Annotated in this window: 15 protein-coding genes; 5 read left to right on the forward strand and 10 right to left on the reverse strand. The window is 36.9% G+C overall.

Annotation, left to right across the window (positions count from 1 at the left end; translation table 11 throughout):
- The first annotated feature begins 71 nt into the window (after window positions 1-71).
- From AC075J_RS00995 to AC075J_RS01010, 4 genes are all read left to right on the forward strand, one after another.
- Window positions 72-692 (forward strand): PucR family transcriptional regulator, encoded by a 621-nt coding sequence (locus AC075J_RS00995; RefSeq protein ID WP_476389862.1) that lies wholly within the window; start codon window positions 72-74, stop codon window positions 690-692.
- 306 nt (window positions 693-998) lie between these two features.
- Window positions 999-1772: a DUF134 domain-containing protein gene (locus tag AC075J_RS01000; RefSeq protein WP_025580427.1), complete on the forward strand. Its 774-nt coding sequence runs from the start codon at window positions 999-1001 to the stop codon at window positions 1770-1772.
- An 86-nt stretch (window positions 1773-1858) separates the two neighbouring features.
- The gene (locus AC075J_RS01005) at window positions 1859-2062 is read left to right on the forward strand and encodes a hypothetical protein (protein WP_226839703.1); all 204 of its coding nucleotides are present in this window, start codon (window positions 1859-1861) and stop codon (window positions 2060-2062) included.
- A complete protein-coding gene (locus AC075J_RS01010; protein ID WP_226839702.1) occupies window positions 2028-2429 on the forward strand; it encodes a flavodoxin family protein in 402 nt (133 codons plus the stop codon). Before AC075J_RS01005 ends, AC075J_RS01010 begins: the two co-directional genes overlap by 35 nt.
- Window positions 2430-2598: 169 nt before the next feature.
- Here AC075J_RS01010 and AC075J_RS01015 read toward each other — a convergent pair whose 3' ends face one another.
- The 3 genes from AC075J_RS01015 to panD form a co-directional block, all read right to left on the reverse strand.
- Entirely contained in the window at window positions 2599-3582 is a 984-nt protein-coding gene (locus AC075J_RS01015) for a bile acid:sodium symporter family protein (protein ID WP_008704363.1), read from the reverse strand.
- Between the two features lie 3 nt (window positions 3583-3585).
- Entirely contained in the window at window positions 3586-4425 is an 840-nt protein-coding gene (panC, locus tag AC075J_RS01020) for a pantoate--beta-alanine ligase (protein ID WP_008704364.1), read from the reverse strand.
- Between the two features lie 109 nt (window positions 4426-4534).
- Window positions 4535-4927, reverse strand: coding sequence for an aspartate 1-decarboxylase (panD, locus tag AC075J_RS01025; protein WP_008704365.1), 393 nt, complete (start codon window positions 4925-4927; stop codon window positions 4535-4537).
- 1025 nt (window positions 4928-5952) lie between these two features.
- On the opposite strand from panD, the gene AC075J_RS01030 reads away from it, so the two are divergent.
- Window positions 5953-6162: a DUF6219 family protein gene (locus tag AC075J_RS01030; protein ID WP_008704367.1), complete on the forward strand. Its 210-nt coding sequence runs from the start codon at window positions 5953-5955 to the stop codon at window positions 6160-6162.
- A gap of 594 nt (window positions 6163-6756) precedes the next feature.
- Here the strand turns inward: AC075J_RS01030 and AC075J_RS01035 are convergent.
- The 7 genes from AC075J_RS01035 to AC075J_RS01065 form a co-directional block, all read right to left on the reverse strand.
- Window positions 6757-7410 carry a DUF2290 domain-containing protein gene (locus AC075J_RS01035; RefSeq protein ID WP_008704368.1) on the reverse strand — a complete coding sequence of 218 codons (654 nt, stop codon included), beginning with the start codon at window positions 7408-7410 and terminating at the stop codon, window positions 6757-6759.
- The gene (locus tag AC075J_RS01040; RefSeq protein ID WP_008704369.1) at window positions 7407-9524 is read right to left on the reverse strand and encodes a DEAD/DEAH box helicase; all 2118 of its coding nucleotides are present in this window, start codon (window positions 9522-9524) and stop codon (window positions 7407-7409) included. Before AC075J_RS01040 ends, AC075J_RS01035 begins: the two co-directional genes overlap by 4 nt.
- 288 nt (window positions 9525-9812) lie before the next feature.
- Window positions 9813-11066 carry an AbiH family protein gene (locus AC075J_RS01045; RefSeq protein ID WP_020993837.1) on the reverse strand — a complete coding sequence of 418 codons (1254 nt, stop codon included), beginning with the start codon at window positions 11064-11066 and terminating at the stop codon, window positions 9813-9815.
- A 37-nt stretch (window positions 11067-11103) separates the two neighbouring features.
- Window positions 11104-12213: a hypothetical protein gene (locus AC075J_RS01050; protein WP_055058989.1), complete on the reverse strand. Its 1110-nt coding sequence runs from the start codon at window positions 12211-12213 to the stop codon at window positions 11104-11106.
- Window positions 12210-13688, reverse strand: coding sequence for a VPA1262 family N-terminal domain-containing protein (locus AC075J_RS01055; protein WP_055058990.1), 1479 nt, complete (start codon window positions 13686-13688; stop codon window positions 12210-12212). Before AC075J_RS01055 ends, AC075J_RS01050 begins: the two co-directional genes overlap by 4 nt.
- A 442-nt stretch (window positions 13689-14130) precedes the next feature.
- Entirely contained in the window at window positions 14131-14322 is a 192-nt protein-coding gene (locus AC075J_RS01060) for a hypothetical protein (RefSeq protein ID WP_133303294.1), read from the reverse strand.
- 417 nt (window positions 14323-14739) lie between these two features.
- A complete protein-coding gene (locus AC075J_RS01065) occupies window positions 14740-15093 on the reverse strand; it encodes a hypothetical protein (protein ID WP_055058992.1) in 354 nt (117 codons plus the stop codon).
- Window positions 15094-15559 lie beyond the last annotated feature (466 nt).

Genomic DNA, 15559 nt, shown 5'->3' on the forward strand with positions numbered 1-15559 from the left:
TTGTATCCAACCGAAGACATTTTTGAAGGAAAATAAATTAAAGCAGCAGCTTTATCCTGTGATTCCGACATATCTTTCCGGAAGCATATATGACTGTCCACGACAATGCACTAGTCCTGCTTGTACCAGATCAGAGTTCTGTTATATTTGTAGATACTCAAAAAATAATGCTTAAAACGATGGCAGAGTATCATCTGGATGTAGGAATCTCCCTGGTTTTTTCAAAAATGGATGAATTTTACAGAGCTTATCAGCAGGCGCGGACAGTTCTTGAATGGAATCACAGAATCCCTGATAACCTTAAGAAGGAAATATCATGGGATCAAAGGTATCCGATGGAGCATCAAATTCATCGGTATTCTGAAATTGAGTTCTACGAAATGATGAACAAGATCAAAGAACCAGAAAAACTTGCAGATTATATCCACCCTGCCCTTTACAGACTGAATAAATATGACCAGAGAACGGGAAATGAACTTTACCATACACTTGAGGTATATCTACAGTGTTTCCATAACAATAAGGAAACAGCTAACATTTTGTGTATTCACAGGAATTCGCTGGCTTATCGAATGGAAAAAATCATTGAAATAGGTAAAGCCGATTTAAACGATCCCATGACAGAGTTTCTGTTGAGAATGTCTTTTAAGCTTGTGGAATATTTGAAGATAAGAGACCTCGATCTCCCCTGATATTTAAAATTGTAGCTTTTCATAACATTATAACGAAATGCTGTAATTCTCTCTGAATTGTCAGTGATGCCATAGTAATGGAGATAACCAGTCAGTATCTCATTAAGCTTCTCTCTGTTGACTGTGAGTTTCAGCTTCTCTTCAAGATATTTCGTACTGCTTTCCAGAAGTCTCTCCGATGCCCGTTTGCTCTTCGCAATTGAAGCAGGGGACTTACTTGATTTGGTTAAAAAGGCATATGTCAAAAATGTTATTGACATATGCCCTTTATAGAACTATTATATTATAACAAGAAAGGAGCAGTTTATGCCAAGACCAATAAAATGCAGAAAAGTCTGCCATTTTCCCAATGTTTTAGAATTTCTTCCGGCAGATGATACGGAGAAAAAAGCCCCCATTATTCTGACGGTAGATGAGTATGAAACAATTCGTCTTTTGGACAAGAAAGGTTACAGTCAGGAGCAGTGTGCAGTATCTATGCAGATCGCAAGAACAACAGTTCAACGAATTTACGAGATTGCCAGGAAGAAAATAGCAGATGCACTTATTGATGGACATCCGCTTAGAATTGAGGGCGGGGATTTCAGAATCTGCGATGGTCAAAGTAGCGACTGCAACCTTGGAGGATGTTACAAGCAGGAGCTTTATCAAAAATATGCAGTGGAAAAAGGAGAAGGTATTATGAGAATAGCAGTAACATATGAAAACGGACAGATTTTCCAGCACTTTGGACACACAGAAACATTTAAGATTTATGATGTAGAAGAAGGGAAAGTGGTACATTCAGAGGTAGTAGATACCAACGGAAGCGGACATGGCGCATTGGCAGGAGTTCTTAATGCATTGAATGCAGATGTTTTGATCTGTGGCGGAATCGGAGGGGGCGCACAGACAGCTTTAGCGGCAGCCGGTATTAAGCTTTTCGGAGGAGTTTCCGGAGATGCAGATGAAGCGGTAGAAGCCTTTATCAATGAAACACTTGCGTATAATCCAAATGTGAAGTGTTCTCATCACGAGCACAACCACGGGGAAGGACATACATGTGGCGAGCATGGATGCGTAAGCCATAGCTGTCATTAAGAAGAATGGTTCGCCTAAGAGCGGCTACTGGGAGATTGTAGATAAATATCTATACTTTATAGGGCCGTACTTCATAGGGTCGAACCATGACATTCTTTACTAACAGTAAAAAATATGCCAAAAAGATTAAGAAGGCAGAGAAATGTGTGGTATATGAAAATACAGTCAGAGAACTGTTTAGCTGTGAGCAGTTCAAAAAAGGTGCAGAAGCAAAAGGACATCAGGTGAACATGGTACAGAGCCTGCGACGGCTGTATGAGAAATGGCGGTACCTGTGTATTAAAAGATGACATGGCTGAAATACTCGGAATGTTTCGGAAAGCAGATGTACTTGTACTGGCTACTCCGGTTTATTTTTATGGAATCAGTGCCCAGATGAAGACCTTTATTGACCGCACTTATCCTATCTGGCAGCATCTTGGTAAAAAAGAAGTTTACTATATTATATCGGCTGGTCTGGGCGAGGACATCATTGAAAGACCGCTTGGTGATCTGGATGGTTTTGTAGAACATCTGGAAGAATACAAGATTGCAGGAAAGATATATGCAGCAAACGTGATGGATGCCGGATTAGTCAGAAATCAAAGTGTTTTCAAAAAAGCCTATGATATGGGATATTCCGTTCAAAATGCTGAGAAATTGAGAGTTGGCGAATAAAGCTTATAAAAAACAAAGGGATAATTATAGATGTCATAAAAGCAAAAAAATTCAAGTAGTTATTTTTGCCCCGGAATCCGTTAGCTGGCAGTAGATAAGCAAATTAGTTTCTTATCACTGTTAAGCCAAGGATTCCGGGGATTTTTTGTTTTCTACGTTCCCTTGTTATTTATGCTGCTGACACACCATTTTCACCTGTGCGTGTCCTGTTTTCTACGCCGGAACGGCGGATTCCTGCAAAGATGGAGCCTGCAATATTATGCCATACACTGAAAATAGCACCTGGAAGAGTTGCCAGTGGATTGGCTACAAAGTTAGCTGCTGCCAGAGAAACTGCCAGTCCGCTGTTTTGCATGCCCACTTCAATAGCTATAGCTGTTGCCCGTGTATATTCTACATGGAAAATTTTTGCTGCAAGGAGCCCAAGCATCATACCACAGAAATTGTGGATCGCAACAACGCCAAGGACCAGAACTCCGCAGCTTAAGATTTTCTCTGCATTAATTGCCACGATTCCGCCAATGATCATAACAATGGCTACAACAGAGATCAATGGCATAACATCTGAAACTTTATCTACATGATCTCCTGCAAGTGTACGGAGAAGGATTCCAAGAAGTACAGGAACCAGAATTACTTTTACAACAGAAAGTACCATTGCCCAGAAGGATACTTCCACCCAGGCACCTGCCAGAATGTACACAAGAAATGGAGTCATAACAGGAGCAGCCAGAGTGGAAACGATGGTCATTCCTACTGAAAGTGCAACATCACCGCCTGCAATATAGGTGATCACATTGCTGGCTGTTCCACCAGGACAGCATCCCACAAGAATCACACCCAGAGCCAGATCTGCGGGAAGATTCATAACTTTACACAATACCCAGGCTACGACTGGCATGATCGTATACTGTGCAACTGCGCCAATGATCACTTCCTTTGGTCTGGAAAAAATTGCCCGGAAGTCTTCCAGACGTATGGTCAGTCCCATACCAAACATGATCACGCCCAGAAAAACAGATGTATAATTTGTCATCCATGCAAATCCATCCCTCCAGAAAAAGGCAAGGCATGAAAAGGCAATGATGATGATTCCAATATATCTGGATGCAAAACTGCTGATTTTTCCTATTTTCTTTAAAATATTTTCCATATATTATACCTCGTAGCTGAAGTTATCGATCAGTCTTGTTTTGCCAATATAGACAGCCATTGCTACGAGAACATTATGATCAGCTTTTTCCACAGGCTGCATGGTAAGTGCATCTACCATGGAAACGTAATCGATTTTTGCCAGAGGCTCTGCCTCGATCACTGCACGCATTTTGCCGAGAAGTTCTTCTGCGGAAATGCCTGCGTGAATGATTTCCTGTCCGAGTTTTACGGATCTGGACAGACAGAGAGCAGCCTTTCTCTCTTCATCGCTTAAATATGTATTTCTGGAGGATTTTGCCAGTCCGTCCTCTTCACGGACAATCGGGCAGCCTACGATTTCTATATCAAAATTCAGATCCTGGACCATTTTGCGGATGATGGCCAGCTGCTGAGCATCCTTCTGTCCGAAATATGCTCTGTCCGGGGCTACAATATGGAACAGCTTGGTTACAACTGTGCACACACCTTTGAAATGGATAGGACGTGTTTTTCCACAAAGTGTCTCAGATAATGTATCGATACTTACAAATGCATGGGGATCATGATACATTTCAGAAGGTTCAGGGCAGAAGATCAGGTCTGTGCCAAGACTTTCACAGAGTTTGCTGTCGCGTTCGAAATCTCTTGGATATGCCTCAAGATCCTCTGTCGGACCAAACTGTGTTGGATTGACAAAGTCAGACACAACTACAATGTCGTTCTGTTCTCTGCATTTTTTGATCAGACTTGCATGTCCCTCATGAAGAAATCCCATTGTTGGAACAAGACCTATAGTTTTACCTTCTTTTTTCCATGCTTTGATCTGTTTTCTTGTTTCTTCTACTGTTTTTGTTACCTGCATTGTTATCTCCTCTTTCTCGGTCAATGGACCGGTATCATAGATTTTGAGATAGCCTCTTTTCTGAATTCACTTTCATCTTATGATAGCCTCTAATCTGATATCAACGTTTTCAGGCCATGTCTTTCAGCAGACCATGTTTCTCATAATTGGTCACTCTGCTGATCTTATTCTCTTCATCTACAAATACAACTGCAGGCTTATGAGTGCGTGCCTCTTCAGGCTCATATCCTGCGTAAGCCATGATGATAATCTTGTCACCTGTGCTTACACATCTTGCTGCTGCTCCGTTCAGACAGATCATACCGCTTCCGCGTTTTCCGCAGATTGTGTATGTCTCGAATCGACTGCCATTGTTCACATCTACAATCTGAACTTTCTCATATTCCAGTATTCCGGCAGCTTCCAGCAGTTCTTCATCCACAGTAATGCTTCCCACATAATCCAGTTCAGCCTGGATAACAGTTGCTCTGTGGATTTTTCCTTTTAACATTTCTATTGTCATCTTATATAGTCCTTTCCTGCGGGAAAAATCAGAGTCAAGCAGCACCATAAAAAGGAAATATACCTTTATGATCTGCAAAAAAAGCGCATCAGGATACACTTTGACCCTGAAACGCTTCTGATTGATTCCCTGTATATTGAGTCCTGTTTCTGATACATAAAATATGTTTTACTATTCCATAGATTATTGGAAATCTGATTTTTTGTATCATAAATACCGGCTCGTATCTTTTAAAATTACATACATCCCTCCGTTCCCGTTTCCGGATTCCGGCTGGCTGCTTTTATATAAGATTCCAGTGATTTCAGCCAGAGTATAGTTTTGAGTCCAAATACTATCTCTGAGTGGTATTATTACATCTGGTCAGTTATTTGTCAATAAATTGTTTATTTACTGGTTACTGTTCACTCCGCGTCCAGTAATACACTGCGAAATACAATAAATATGAATCTCCTTGTGCAAAGCCCAAGGAGTATCGTTTGCTTCGCAGACTTAATTTATGCTAATCACATAAGGAACCAAAAAATCACTCATCTGACAAACAATCAGACGGATAGCCTCATCCAACCGTACCTTCCCGGGAGTTATTTCCAATTCGTTCATATGTGCAAAGAAATTTTTCCGAAAGACTTCATACGGCATCAATAACTCTGCCGCAAACAGGTTTGTAATCTGAATGTCAGAAACTAAACAGCTATTACCATAAAAATAAAAAGTTTCTCTTTATGATACAGCTCTCCGAACACTGAAAGAAAAATCTGTCGGAAATAAGCTGCCTTCCACGAAATCCCTCTATGCTGAAAAAGACCGACTTATTGAATTGCGAAATATGCAACGGGAAGATTTTTCTAACCGCCGGAATTATGAACGGGAGTTTCGTACCGTGTCTGCCAATATTGATATGATCCTTGGGAAGAGCTACGAACAGGAACAGCAGATTGAGAAAGAACAGAATTTATAAATTTCCTGTTTTCATGCTTTCTAAAAAGAGGTATTATATAAAAAAACGCAGGAGGTATATTCAAATGAAAGCACATAAATATTGGTCACTTGGTGCATTGGCAGCCATGATTGGAACCTTTTATACCGGCTATAAAAACATGAAAACTGCTCACAAATATTTTGCTTGCAGCTCTCTTCTCTGCATGATTATGGCTATCTACTCCGGTCATAAAATGATTTCTGGTAAATCCAGAAAAAAGAAAAATTCTGTTTCTAAAGAATCTGCAGAATAATCAAAACTAAAGAAATGTTTACATAGGATTGCCTGATGGAATAAATATTTTCCATCAGGCAATCTTGCTATTTTACATCTTTTTTCAATCTGTCGTATAATATATGTAATCCTGTAATCCCATCAAATGAAAACAGTCCTTCTTATCAAACGTTATTATAAGTTTAACCGCAACATTTTTTCTTCCCAGAACAATTTCATACTCTGTTGATTGTTGATAAGAGAGGAATAAATGATGATACACAATCAACAACTGTTCTCATCTATATTTTCCGCAACTCCCTTTATTTTCATAATAAAATTAAGAAAGGCCCTGCACTTGGCAGAGCCTCCCAGCATTTTCTTTTGAGAGCTTTTGCTCCCTAGCCAGATTGTGGTAAATGCTAAACCCTTATAAAGCTGGTAAGGCACTGCCTCCTGGCACAACACCTTACTTCAACGCTTGACAGACACTCCTGTTGCCTGTTGTTAATATTATATTAACTTGCCACCATGAATATGTCAATTACTTTTCTACTATAATTTACACTATAATTTTATAGCTGTTTGTATGAATATAGATTCTCTAACAATTTCCATATTTCATTCTCCATTTTCATACTATTATTCTGCTCTTATTTATGTCTTTTTCTGCAATATGTTCTTCGAAAGCTACTATACCCTCAATTTCAAAATTGAATTCCAACTGTGAACTCGGAACATAATAAAAATGTTCCATAATAAATTTCACAAATTTCATCGGTGATATTGGACGATCTACAGGAATTCTACAATTTTTATATCCCCCTAAAGTAATATGTGAATATGGATGATGCAGTTCGCTCTCCTCCGGATCTCGATTGTAATCAGCTCGAATAATCACAGGCAATACAGATTTATTTAAAATATCTCCGTAAATATAGTCAACATCGTATAATTCCGGATCATTCTGATAAAGTTCATACGACGGTGATGGATAATACCCCAATCTGTGCGAAATCAATTCTTTTCCCGTTCTATTAAAGCGATACATCAACTGTATGATACCGCCATCTGGCAATTTAACATTATAATTATGATTTTTTTCTATTTCATCATAAATTGTACTGTAATCCATATTCCTTAAATATAACGAAATATTTTGATATTTTTCCCATACAATATCCATTTGTTGAATTACAGGATAGTTATATTCTTCTGCCAGTCCACATCTGATCAATTCCCTTGTAACTTTCTTTAACTCTCGAAATACTTTTTCTTGTTCTTTCAATTATACAGCACATCCTTTAAGCGATTCACAGTATCTTCATCTAAATCTTCTTTTCGAATTTCTCCATTTGCAAGTTTACTGGTAATATCCGCCAGATTAGAATTGCTTTTTCTGATATCTCTTAATTCATTTTGAGTCATGTCTCTATGAATAATTCTCATATTCTTTCGTTGTGATTTGTCCGGGTACGTGAACTCTAATTGAAAATTCCTTTCCTTAACGCTGTTAAACTCCTGTATTAACAGATCCATATCATCTCCGATTCCGCTAACCCGTACCCATGCCTTCGATCTTGTCATAGCAGTAAATATAATATTTCGTTTTCTTGATAAGTTGATGCCTCTTGCGCAAAGATCCGCATTTATCAGATAAACAATTGCTGCTTCATTTCCTTTTGCTCTGTAAATCTGAGAGATTGCAATAGAATCCTCCTGAAAAAAATCATCTGGTGTTGTCTGTACCCCAACAATATGCGATTTAATTCCCTTTTCCATTAATTTAACACGGATATGTGACACGTAACTCTTCGTAATTTTGGGATCAGGGTGAATGATCATAATGTCCTGATATCTTAATTCTTCATCATGCAGATTTTTTTCGATATCTTCAACTATCCAATCCGCTTCCTGTACATTATTTTCAAATCTTCTAAATTGTATAAGATCGTCAATTGACGAATGATCCTCTAAAAATGCAGGACTTGTTTCTTCTGTTCTATATAGCGTTACAAATTCTCCATCTCTGATCACACCTTCTTTCACTGTATATCCAATATCTTCCCATAACTGTTTATCTTCAAATAATTGAACTAACGATGTTTCCTCCCGTGCCTCTTTTTTTCTGTAAATTCCAAATCCCAGGCTGTGTGCTGTAATAAGAACTGGTCTTGAATTACGATAACATTTTGATAAGACAATATCCTCCGCCTTACCATTACTGTTATCAAGCACTACATTCGGCCGTCCATTACTGTATCCAAAAATGTCTTCCGGAGATTCAACGTTTTTGTTATCCAGGCTTTGGAGTTCATCATATGCATATACAAGCATACGGCTTTCATGTGGGAGTGACATATAACACATCTGAAGAAAATATTTTGAAAAATCCTGTGCTTCGTCTACTAAAATCACATCATACAATGGCTGGGGATTCGTTACTGATTCTACGGCTTCTTCACATACTCTGTCAAAAGCAGATGAATTTCTTCCATATTTCTGGCACGCATCCATATAATCATAACAAACTAGATTATTTGCCTTACAAAAATTGAAATACAGACCTTCTGAATTTTTACTTCCCCATGCATGAATTATTTTAATTCTGCTCCAATCAGGTTCCTCATTTGTATTTTCAACAATAAAGTTTGTGATCAGTTGAATAAATTGACCCTTTAATGCCCGGCTGTTAAATGTAACTGCTATCATCTTATTTTCATACATAGTATACAGATATGCTACCTTTAATGCCAGAACAATTGTTTTTCCCGATCCTGCCAGACCCCGGATTCGTTGAACACCTTCTACCGTTTCAATGACTGCCTTACTTTGATACTTGTCCAGGCAGGAAATCTGGTCTTCAATTGCTTTTAATTTTGATCCCCTTGACGAAGCCTTCTGAAGATTTTTTCTGCCACCTCTTTTTTTCAGTTGTGAAATCATCTGAATCGCTTCCAATAATTTCTTATAATATTCTTCGCCCTGTTTCCATTCCAGACTTTCTAAATATTCCTTTACTTCTTCTATTGATGTACAAATTTCATCACTCTTCGTTTTATAAAGGGGTGCATAAGACAGTACATTAATCGGCACTTGTAAAACTCGTCTTTTTGACAGATATCCATATCTTTTCAGCTTGGCTTCCATATTATTATATAGTTCATCCAATAACTGAATTTTATCTTCCATATTTTCTTCTGCTAATGTTTCCAGATCAAAAAGTACAATACCCGTCTGTTCGCTCACTAACAATGCATCAACTTTAATTTTTCCATCAATTCCCCCTAAAACAGGGTAGCCCAAATAAAAATATCCGTCTAATCCCATTGTTTCCAAAAGATTTATAATTTCATTTGCAAGCACCTGTTTAGATGTAACTCCATTTACAATTGTAAGCATCTTATCACCCTTTACTTTTAATATGTCATGTTTTTCTGTATATCATTTCTATCATATTGTCACACAGGGAAATTAAATAACCGAACGGTTAACGATTTTTCTCAGATATATGTCTCATATATAGCAGATATACTACCGATTGTCAATCATTGACAAGACATTTCTTCATCTCTTTCTCCATCGTGCATACTAATAAGATCTGTCTTATCCACATATATTCTGGAATTCAGAGCAAACTGAAATGCACTATTGTCTGGATTCACAAATCTTCCCCTGCTTTATTCTTTTTTATTTTTCCCTCATGGAATCAGATTCCAATGTGCACGTATTTATCTTTTGAAACACTATTGTTTTATTTTTCCCACCCGTTCTCTTTACCAATTCATCCTGCCCTATAATTTTTATCAGATTGATAATCTTCTTTTTATAATCCTCTTTATCGGTGTAAAAAATTATTATCTTAACATTTTCGTTTAAAATAAATTTTCTTAATATATCCTTATCCGTAATGTCTAATGAATGTCCAAATATAAAAACTTTATGGTACTTAACTACTCTGTGATGCTTTTTAACTATTCCATTCTCTTTAACGATTGCTGATATTTCATATATTTTTTTCTCAGACTGAATTTCCTCAAGCCAGCCTTCATATAAGCCCCCTGTTTCCTTATGTATTCTTTGAAAAAATTTCTTAAATTCTATAAATTCGAGGTCTTTATCTCTCGCATCTCCTTCCAGATATTCATCAATTCCAAGCACCATATTTGTAGATTGGATATCATTCCTTAAATCAGCTTTTCCATGCACATAATCAAACTCCAAAAACGGATGTTCTCCGTATATCCTCTGATATGTACATGTATAGTTGAACGATAAAATTTTGTCCAAATATGGCAAGTTTTTTATATCTGGCAGTCCATTTCCCAGCATAAAATTGCTAATATAATCTGAGAGATAAATTTCAAGTGCACGTGTAAGTTTATTCAGATCTTCCAGAAGTTTCTGTTTCCAAAAGTCAATTTCTTCTTTTTTCCAGACATGGGTCGCCATTCCTGATGAACTATCCATCTTTTCCAAAAATAGTGCAAGAACGTTTAATTGCCTTTGTGAAAGCACCGTTCCTACGCCTCCCTTTTGTATGGTCTCTTGTATATCCCTGCTTACACTGTTGAATGTCTGTATAATCAGGGAAATTTCACTTTCAAAGTCAATCCACCCGTCTTTTCCTTTTTGCTCTCTGCTTTTATACACCTCTGAAAAATATTTAATCCATGCATTATCCTTGCACAAATCACTTAACTCATGAATTGTTTTTCTTGATTGATCATATAAATACTGATCAAATTCAGAATCTTGTTTACTGTTAAATAAGTCTGTAAAATACTTATAGCAATTGATATCCTCTCCCGCAATCAATTCTAATCCTGAACTTTCTTGTGCCTTATGCTTGTAAAAAAAATCTATAAACTTCAGAAAATCCGCATATTTCGTGGGCAAACCATGTGCCAAATCAAATCCATTTCCTACTATTAAAATATTCATCCTTTGTCCTTTACTGGTTATGAATTTCCACTTAAATCTACAACATCGCCTCTAGTCTATGTTCCAGTTCTATTTTTTGTTTAACATGATCCTTCCAGTAATCCTCATGCCGCCGTATAAATAACTGTATCTTCCTGATACTTTGAGTCACGCTTTCATCCGCCTCTATAATCTGCTTTTCCTGCCCTGCCAGTACAATATAAAATATCTGCGTTATATCATAGAAAAAAGCGCAACACATATGTGTCGTTTTCTCATACCATGCATACATATCTTTTTCTAATATTTTTTCGTAATTTAAAAAACTAAGTTTCCACTCCTCCTTATTTTTCAAATCATATTGAAGAGAATTCAAAATTAAACTAAAGTAACCAGAAAACCATATTTCTCTTAAATTCTCATGTTTTTTCTTCTTTTTCTCGAACAATAAATTCCAATTCTCCAAAATATCTTTACTTATATTTTCTAAGATATATTTTTTTGATGTATCCGATAACCTTTCAAATTCCCAAGCCACAATATCCTCTTTATGATTCTGCAGCATCATATCCAGATTGATTGTCTGTGCAAAACGCTTCAGCGCTTCTCTGCTGACTTTAGAAAGAACGCTAAAAAGAAGCTGCTGCCAATTTGTATTATGTTCCTTTCTTTGTACCCAGCGCTCCCACAACGCCAAATCCCTGTCAGCAATTCTCTTGACCGCTGCAATTATTGCCTCTTTGCATTTTTCATCTATACCCGATGTCCGTTTCAACAAAATCCTGGCACATTCATAATAGAAACAAGGATATGCTACATCCATCTTTGCAAAATCCACAAGCATATCTGTTTCACAGCAAGTTGAAAGAAATATCCAATAATCTACAATGTTATTTTTCTCTGCCAAAAGCTGGCATAAACGTGCAGAGTCCTCCCTATATGCTTTTTGAAACAATCTGCAGACTAATTCATCAGGTTTTATACTTTTTCCCCTCTCATACGCATCAATGAATTCATATATCTTATCCAAATCATTATCAGCAATACCTTCCTGCAAATGTTCAAAAAATTTCTGATCAGCCCTTCCTGCGTTACCAGCAATATGAGTACTATAACTCACCGAACTGATCATTTCCCAAATATCTTTTTTTATTGTCTTCTCCATCATACTCCTTTCTTCCATACCAGGCATTCCGGAGCATCCAACTCATTCCATAATTCTTCAAATGCGTCTATCATCATCTGTGGATGTTCCACACTTTGAATAATATGATGTTTATTTCCAAGGCTATTCACAGATGTACCCAGTGACCAGACAGAAGAGGTATCCTGATCTAAATTAAGCACCATGAGAAAACGATCATGAAAACTGTAACCATAATCAGCCCACTGGCATCTAAGCTCTACATGTATACCATAATGATTACTCCTTTTCTCCATAATTTCCTGCTGCTGTTCTATCCAATCACATACACTCATTTTACTTTTTTCGGCAATTTCACCAGATGTAATTGCATATAACGTTACATTCATACTTTTCGTAAAATACCAAGTATGTAAAATATCCTCAACTGTCAGATAAGGATCCCACAGATACACCTTCCCTGTTTGTGCACGATTCATCAATGCAATCACATCTTTCAAAGCTTTCTGCGGTTCTGAATCTCTTCCATACCGTCTAAACTCAGCTCTGGCATATAACTCATCAACTCGTCTGCTATACTGACGCTTATGTATATGACTATCTCGCGTCCGAATAACAGGTTGTTCTATAATATTAACATTCTCCGCTGATATGGGTTCAATAATGTCAACAACCTGTCCTGTTTCATCATAAATGATACGCTGTTCTCCATACTGTGCACCCATCTGCAGCACATACGTCATTCTTCTTATAAAGCTTGTTTCCTGACGCGACAAAATCAATTGCCGTTTTACATCAATTATCGTTGTCCTGCAAAATCGGGAAGCATCACCAACTTCAAATGTAGTATTACATCCTTCCTGTTTAAATGTCCTGGTACCAAATGAAATAATCGAATCATCAAAAACGCCTTCTGACAATACCAGAAATTGATCATCTGACTCACATTCTTTATCAAATGACACATCATACGTTAACTGTCTCTCCATATCATCTTTTTTATAAGAAACCCTTACATTCGTTGACGGAAATTGAAACACAAAATTCCCAATACGATCTGATACAGAAAACAAATCAATTGGAATTGCATCGAATATTGTATCTGTCATCTTTCTGAACTGCACTGTGTTCAACACATTTACAATCTTTTTATCACAGTCAAAAAATTCCAAAATATAACTTCCATTAATAAAATTATTTTTTAATACTTTGTTTAAAAGCATCTCTTTTGTACTGTCCTGCTGAATAAAAACTTTCGATACCCCTTCCAGATATCCTGTTTCTAACCTTCCGTCTCCGATGTCTACTTCCTTCTTATCTCTACTGTTGCATAATAATTCAAAAATACTTCGAACTTCTGATACATCCAGCACCTTTCTCTGTATTCCTAATGAATATGTATCAGTAATACTTTTAAGCTTTTTTAAAAGTCTCTCCGAGCTCTTTTCTACGTTCGGTCTTGTTTCAAATACAAAAATTGTATATACATTATCCGGCATTTCCTTTTCTCTTTGGCATAGATATATCGAAACCATTTCACAACAATTATAACTACCAAGGCTCTTACAGGAAATCAATTCATCAAATTCATGCAACAAATATTCTGTCGGTAGTTTTTCGTTCACTCTTTCTCTATACATATTTTTCTCCGATTAAATAGTACATTTTCTGTATTATGTATGCGATATTGTTTAATTACCTAAATCTTATTATATTATAATTTCCACCTGTCGGACTGCATGCTCTTTGCTGGACGCACGGTCTGACCTCAATGTCCTTGACAAAAGCACAATATGCTGAGACTATCTTTAGAATGGCAAAAACTAAAACCTGGACTTCATAGGATGCAGACTCCAATTCCGATTGAAACGAGCACCCTTTCGAGCATCACCAGTCGTCGAAAATTTAAGTCCCCGGAGTTTTCAAAATAACCACCCATTTCTATAATTTATATTCTTTATATAGTTGTTCACGATACACCTCGTCCTCAGATGCTTTCTCAGCATCTGAATAACGTTTATTCTTTAATAGAATATTTATAAGTGCTCCTAATCGATTTTCACCCTTTTTTTCACCTTTTTTTTCGCCCTTTTTTATTCCATTTTCCTCTGCATAAGAAATCATACTTAACATATCAGACACCTCCTTCTGACGAACTTGATTATCCGAATCTGGAATATATGATAATACTTTTTTCTGGTTTCCGGAAAATAATCCATATAAGAGATCCAAAAGTCCCTTTTCTTCCTGTCCTTCTCCACCGAGCCGTACTATTATAATCTCCAAAAGATCTGATTCCCAGGAATCAATTCGGAACTCTTTGTCTTTGATTCCCTCATTTTTGTAATTCTGCATCTTATAATATGATATGGTATTTTCCAGTTTCCTGGGAATATTATCGAGGCAGATCCAGATACTGTACACTTTTTCTAAATGACCATATCCTTTTCCATTTTCCCCTATCTTATCTAATTGTGCAGACAATTTACGGCAGCCATAATATATACTTCTTTTTACAACCGGATAACCCGGTGTGTAATTTTGCTGTATCTAAAAATCAATATGAAGATTTACCAGAAGCTTTCCTTCTGCTTTTGGATTTAAAGAACGGAACAGAATATCAAATGCTGCTGGTGCTTCATCTGTCGTATGAAATTCTGTATCCTCTCCACGTATGGTTTTTGCCATATCCTCTTCTACCAACGCGGTTCCTATCTGAATCGTATCACCTTCTATACAATTCATAATTTCTTCCAGGGAGCAGTCTCTATATTCTTCTACAGTATATTTTAGAATATTACTCATAATTGGTTTATATGAAAAAATATTCTTTGCTGACTGATCTTTCGTTTCTTTTCCATCTATCGTCTTTAGTGTTACAGAAATACTGTCTTTCACATCCATAAGTCTCTCCCTTGACCAGCTTTTATTTGTAATTTAAGTATATATCTTTTGAGGGAACATAGCAACTACAGAATTCTACTTATTCATTCCACGTATCCCTTCTTAACTCAAAACATCTATACGATAGCCCCATATTCTTCTGACAGCTCCTCATTGTCTTTAAATGAGCTAAAAACAAGTCAAGCATCAGCATATCCGGAGATTCTTCTCTTGGATATATCTGATGCTCTCTTTTTCTTTTCGGAATTTCGGGCTTACTTTCGTTTCTACGGTAGCTTCTCGGAACCCTTGATTTTACTGCTTTCCTAGAGCTATTTTTACAAGTAATTAACTGAATTTTCTGTAAATTACCATTTTTACCCTTTTTTTGTGCTCGTCTAAAAATCCTTCAGCTCATTGTGAACTTCCAGTTTTTTTCCGCCTAAATCAAGTGTCGCTATATCTGCGACTCAAAACAATTCTATTT

The sequence above is a fragment of the Blautia sp. ZXY-1-C6 genome, assembly GCF_056339875.1.